The sequence below is a fragment of the Paraliomyxa miuraensis genome, from assembly GCF_026337845.1.
In the GTDB taxonomy this organism is placed as follows: Bacteria; Myxococcota_A; Polyangia; order Nannocystales; family Nannocystaceae; genus Paraliomyxa; species Paraliomyxa miuraensis.
Genome location: NZ_JAOVZF010000118.1, coordinates 23964 through 29963, shown reverse-complemented (window position 1 = coordinate 29963; position 6000 = coordinate 23964). Strand labels below are relative to the sequence as shown.

Below are 6000 nucleotides of genomic sequence, written 5' to 3'. Positions count from 1 at the left end.
ACCGGTGAAGCCGACGCCGAGCAGGTCGAGCACGTCGTCGTCGATCGGCTGCGTCCAGTCCTCCGCGTCGCGGGCCTGGCCCCACGGGTCGAACGAGGCGCGGCGGATCACCGCACCGGTGTCGTCGGTAACCACATCGGTCGAGCCGAGGTGGTCGTCGTGCAGGAACTCGATCGCATCGTTCCACACCCCGGATCCCGCCGGATCCCCGAGCTTCGTGAATCCCCCGAGCCCTGGCGTACGCACGATCTGCGCCACGGTGCGCCCGGCCGCGGGTACGCGGTACGTCAGCCGTAGCGCGCCCGCGACCTCGCGGCGCTCGTAGAGGCCCTGCACCACCACCGTGAGATCGTCCTCGAGCGCCGAGTGCCGCGAGAACCGATTGCCTTGGGCGTCGTAGCGGAAGTCGAGAGTCTCCGCGCCGTCGACGACCTGCCGCACCTTGTCGAACGGCGTATACGTGAGCGTGCGGCCGCCATGATCGACGACGTTGCCGCGGGCGTCGTAGCCCATCAGCACGGGTACGCCGATGCCGTAGGCGAAGAGCCGCCCATCCTCGTAGACATAGCCGCCCACGTCGGTCTTGTGGGTGATGTTGCCAACGTCGTCGTACGAGACGTCGACGACGCTGCCCCCGAGCGCGGCGGTGACCGATGCCTGCGTCAGCCGCCGCAGGTCGTCGTGCTCGAACGCCTCCTGCTGCCCGTGCACGAGGTCGGAGCGCTGCTCGAGCTCGCCCCACGGGTGCCAGTCGTAGTCCAGGCTCTGGACCAGGTGGCCGGGGCTGGCGGTCTGCACGGTGGTGGGCAGCCCCGTGAGCGGCTCGTAGGTCCGCGTGGTCTCGAGGCCATTGCCGAAGCGCTCGAGCGTGAGCCGACCGGCCTCGTCGGCCTGGAGTGCCGACCACAGCACAGTGGCGCCGCCAACCCTGACTCGGCGCAGATAGCCGGCGCCATCGTAGTCATAGTCGGCGCGCAGGCCACGGTCTCCGTCCACCGACGGGTAGTGCAGCGTCTGCAACCGGTCGCCGAGCCCGTAGTCGAAGTGCAGTTCCAGCGCCCCGGGCACCGTGAGCAAGAGGTCGGATACCGTGACCGTGTCCAGGCGCCCCGAGGCGTCGTAGCCGTAGGTCGTCAGGATGTCGTCGGGGCCCTCGCTCGTGTGCAGCCGGCCGGGTCGGATCACGTCGTAGGTGTGCGTGGTGTCGCCATCGGCGTCGTGGCGTTCGAGCACGCGGCCGAGCGCGTCGTACTCGAACTCGATGACCTCGCCGGCACCGTCGCTTTGCTCGAGCAGCTCTCCAAAGCCGTTGTAGACGCGGGTTCGGGTACCGAAGGAAGGATCGCTCTCGGTGACGATCCGGCCCGCCACGTCGTGCTCGTACGTACTGACCCAGGGAGTCTGCGGATCGGTGTAGTCCCGACGGACCCCGCCGAGCACACCGAAGGCGCCGTACTCGAAGCAGGTGCTCGTCCCATGGGGATCGATGCTCACCGCCACTCTCGAGGCGGCATCCGTCTGCAAAAGCCAGGTCGCGTCACTCTCGTCCGTGTGGGCGATCTGCAATCCCTTCGCCAGCAGTCCGTAGGCGAAGTACTCTTGGTCGCCGTCGGGGTGCTCGACGTCGGTCACCCGATCGAGGCCGTCGTACTCGGTGGTGGTGTAGGCGCTCGGCTGCTCGGAGACCCAGGTGGGGAGGCTCCGGCGATGCACGCGACCATTCCCGTCGTAGAGCGTGCTGACGTAGACCTCATCCCCAGGGCCGCCCGTGTTGATGGGCACCTCGTCGAGCGCCTGCATGCCCCACCACGCCTCCTGCATCACGTGGCCGGTGGCGCCGTAGTCGGTGGTGAGCTCCTGGCCATCGGACGCGGTCGTCCGCACGCGCAGCGCCGACTCGATCTGGAACGTGTCATCGTGCACCGGACCACCGAGTTCGTACTCGATCGTGGTCACGTTCCCATCGGACAGCCCCATCGGCGACACGCGTCGCTCGTGCCGGGTGGGTCGCAGGAAGCCGTCGTAGCGATGCACCCAGGTCACCCCGTCGGCGGCGACTTCGGCGATCGGTACCCCCGTGCCGGGCTCGTGGATCACCCAGCTCTCGTGCCCCGCCGCATTGATCATCGACTCGGGATGCACGCCCTCGGCGTCCCACTTGGTGGTGGTGGTGCGGACGTCGCCTTGGAGGTTGGTCAGGGTGGTGGTGACCACGTTGCCGCGGCCGTCGTACCCATACGTGGTGTCGAGCCGCGCCACCGTGTCGTTGGGAGCAAAGGTCGAGCTGGTGACGGCTCCGGTGGCCGGATCGTAGGTCGCGGTGTGAGCACGCTCGACGCACTCACCACTCACGCAGCTCTGCTCTCTCCACGCCTGCGCACGGCCCACGATCCACGCGGCCTGATCGTCGAGCATCGCATCGACCTCGTAGATCCGCTGCTCGGCGTCGTTGGTGGTCGTGGAGGAGACGATCGTACCCAGGCCATCGCGCTCCTGCTCGATCGTGAGCCACTGGAATCGCTCGCTGGGTGAGGGCTCGCAATCGATCGTGCAGCTCACGTCCCGCACGAACACGTCCACGTCCTGGCGTGCCGGGTAGGTGAACATGGTGTCGCCACCCAGGCGAGGCTCGACCACCGTCTGCAGCTGCTGCTGCGTGCGGGTGAGCCAGTACTTCGCCACGCCAGCGTCGTCGACGGCTCGGCGCTGCTCGAGCTGCTCCACCGGGCGACCGGCCGTGGGATAGTCGGCGTGCTGCTCGTCTCGATCGTAGGCGTAGCGGATCCACGTGTGGTGATCGAGCTGGCCGTCGCGCCAGCGCTCGACTTCGGCGAAACCGAGCAGGCCCTGGCCCCACGCGTCGACCACGGCATCGTGATAGGCGTAGCGGTCGACCTCGAGGTCGGCCTGCGGGTTGGCCTGCGTCGCATGCCGGGTGACCACGGCCATCGCCCCCTTGGCGCCCGTCCGCGGGTAGGTGTGCGGGCCCGCGATCCCATGCGCGCCCGTCGTGGAGACGTTCTCGTAGTCGATCTCCACGATCGCGCCGAGTCCATCGGTGATCTTCGTGACGCGGTTGTGCGGCTGCCCGTAGTTGGTGGCGAAGGTGTTGATGAGGTACGGCCAGTCGACGGGATTGTCCTCGACGTACCCGAGGAAGGTGATCTGCGCGCGCTCGTGGACGGCAGGGGCGAGCGTCATCACCTGGAGCCGCGTGGCCGCCTCGGTCCGCTCGCGCCAAGTGGCGTCGTCGGTGTACGCGGGCCATCCCGAAGGGATCCCTCCCACGGGATGATTGGTGTACGTGCCGTCGCCGTTGGAGACCACGGCCGTCCAGCCACCACCCAAGCCCGACGACGGCAGCAAGAGGTCGACGATCCCATCGAGATCGAAGTCGTAGAGCTGCGCGGCCTGGAAGCCGAGCCACAGGTTGGCGTGCGGGTTGCCCTGGAACGTGTGCATCGGTGGGCCGGGCTCGAAGCCGTCGCCGGTGTTGATGTAGGGCCGGATCACCGTGGGGAGGTTGGCCTCGACGTCGGTGCCACAGACGATGCCCTCGCCCCAGTGCCCGCCGTCGTCCAGACCCAGGGGCAGCTCGGGGTTGCCGGGATGGTCGCCCGACGCGAGCTCGTAGCGCACGACGTCGACCAGGCCATCGCCGTTGACATCGGCGAGCTTGTCGAGCCCCAACCCCGCGCTGGCGACCGGTCGACCGAAGACCGCGCCTGCCAAGCCGTTGCGGCAGCGGCGATCGTGCCAGCGCTGGTATTGGTCACGCGGCAGGCCGGTGGGCTCCAGCGTCCCCGGGGGGCCACCGGGCTCGAACGTGAGCGCGAGATAGTCGGTGCGCTGATCCTCGGGCAGCGGTAGGTACTCGTCGTGATACGCCTGCGGGCTCTCGAAGTCGGCCGGGACCGGCATGGCGGCACCCGTCGTGTACGCGGGGATCACCAGCAGGTCTTGTCGTCCACCCCGAAGGCTGGTCACGAGCAGCTCGTCGTGCACCGAGCAGCCGACGCCGCTGTCGTAGGTGGTGAAGTGGTAGTGGCCCGATGCCGCGGCCGGGTCGGGGCCGCGCTTGGCCAGCACCCAGCGCCCGCTCTTGTAGCCATCGCCCTGGCACAGCCACAGATCGGTCAGGCCATCGCCGTCGTGATCGAGCGGGACCACGGAGTAGATCGGTGCGCCCGAGAGCCCCGCGTCCTCCTCGACGAACGACACGGGCTCGCTGAAACCGGGCGGGGCGGACTCGCCTTCGGGCGTGGCGGCGACGGCCACGATCACTTCCTTCGCGAAGCGATAGCCCCATGCGTCGACCCATGGCCCGCCCGTAAGGTCGCGTCGGGGGATCAGCAGATCATCGCGTAGATCGCCGTTGGCCTCGATCACCATGATCGAGAACCCCGGCTGGAGCCGGTCGAGGTGCGTTGCAGCGGCGGAATCGACGAGGGCCTGCTCCTCCTCGGCGGTGAGTTCCTCGTCGTCTGGCACCGCGGCCAGGGCCGCGTTCACCTCGGCCTCGATGAGCGCCTCCACGTACGCATCGCCCTCGGGCAGCACCGTGGGCCACGACACGACGACCGGCGTGTCGAGCAGGTCGAGCTGCGAGGTGCCGTCCCACGCCCTCCAGCCCGCGTCGGTGAAGTAGAGCAGGTCGTGATCGGAGTCGCCGTCGAAGTCGCCGACCAGCCGCGTGGGCGAGCTGGCGAACGGTACCGGATCGTCGACGAGCTCGGCATCGGGCCCGAGGAACACGCCGTACGGTACGAAGCTCATCGCGAGCGAACCCGCGGCCCCGCCCGGAGCGCTCCACTCGAACGTGGTCTGGGGCAGGCATGCACCCGCGGCATCGCACTTCTTGACCCATTCGATCCGGCTGCGGCCGGAGAGCGGGTCGAGGTCGTAGCTCAGCACGTAGGTCGCGATCACCTGCGCGTAGGCCCCCTCGACGGTGATCGTCTCGAGCCGCTCGGTGCGACCCTGCACCACGCCCGCCACGTAGCCCCACGAGACATCGGTGCGAGCGACATAGCCGAAGCGAACGTGCCGTCGGCTCGCCTCCGAGCCAGTGCCTCCATAGGCGATCTCGTCGAGCTGCAACGTATAGGCATCGGAGCCCCCGGCAGGCTTGGGAGCGTGATACCGGTACTCGATGCCGTTCCCGAACCGATCCTCGGCCCTCCGCAATGCCCATACCCACGGCACGGGATCGCCGTCGATCTCGTGGAACAGCATGGCACCGGGCTCGCCCAGGGTGAGGATCCGGCCATCCTTGGTGAAGACCTCGAAGTAGCCGTCGCGAGCGTCGGTGTCGGCGTGCTGGACGATCTTGGCGAACGGATCACGACGCGTGCGGTACTCCGCGCCGTCGAGACCATGCACGCCCGCGACCAGCACCAGGCGCTCGTCGCCCCAACAAAGCGGATCGGCCAGCTCGAATTCGAAGGGGCCATTCGTACCGTCGAGCGCGAGCGTGCGGTTGCAGCGACGGATCGGCGGGGCGATCCCCCCTAGGGAGAACCCGACGCCGAGCGGACCGTCCTGCGTGGTGCTTCGGTACTCGAGCGAGAGCTCCGGCGTCATCGCCCCCACGCCCGGCGCAACGTCGAGCGGGATCGAGTACACGGCCTGGCCGGTCGGCGTGACCCCGGAGCGCCCGGGCAGCGTGCCGACCCCCGTAGAAGGATCGAACGCGATGGCCTGCCCGCGCAGCTGTGCGACCTCGTCCGCGAGCGTGACCGGGGGTGGTGGCGGTGCCACGCCTCCGCGTGGCGCGACCTCGGCCGAGGAGGAGCCACCGCCGCACGCCGAAGCGAACAGCAGCGCGAGCGCGGCGATCGTGAGCGTGGCGCCAAGAGAACCAAGCATGGCCAACCGATGCGCACCCGACGACCACGCCCATGTATGGATCAAGGCCGCAAGGAACCGGCCTCGACCACCTTCTGCGTGCAACGGTCGACCCACCATCATCACCTCCGTTTGCCACCCTGCTCCAACGGC

General features: G+C 68.8%; 1 protein-coding gene. It reads right to left on the bottom strand.

The window, feature by feature from the left end; translation table 11 throughout:
- Window positions 1–5868: SpvB/TcaC N-terminal domain-containing protein (locus tag OEB96_RS01120; protein ID WP_266213521.1), on the bottom strand; the 5868-nt coding region annotated here is incomplete at its 3' end.
- Window positions 5869–6000 lie beyond the last annotated feature (132 nt).